1 protein-coding gene is annotated in these 262 nt (G+C 67.6%); it reads right to left on the bottom strand.

Annotated features, from left to right (window positions below; genetic code table 11):
* On the bottom strand, positions 1 to 220 hold a 220-nt coding region (locus CVH10_RS21620; RefSeq protein WP_219924973.1), incomplete at its 3' end, for a biotin/lipoyl-binding protein.
* Positions 221 to 262 lie beyond the last annotated feature (42 nt).

Below are 262 nucleotides of genomic sequence, written 5' to 3'. Positions count from 1 at the left end.
GCGCGATGCGATAGGGTTCGGGGGCGATGCGGAACAGCACGTCGCCCGCGCGTACGCGCTGGTTCTCACGCACGTTGACCGCGACGATCCGCCCGCTGACGTCCGGGCTGATCGAGGTCATGTCCTGCTGCACATAGGCATTGTCGGTGCTGACGTAGCGACCCGACGTCATCCACATCCACCCGCCCACCAGGACCAGCAGCAACGGCACGCTGATCATCAGGGCCAGTCGTCCCCAGCGGCGGCGCGGAGCTGGTTCGGG

It is taken from the genome of Halomonas sp. ND22Bw, assembly GCF_003011945.1.
Taxonomy (GTDB): domain Bacteria; phylum Pseudomonadota; class Gammaproteobacteria; order Pseudomonadales; family Halomonadaceae; genus Halomonas; species Halomonas halophila.
Note: the sequence above shows the minus strand (reverse complement) of the source record. Positions and strands in the feature narration are given on the sequence as shown.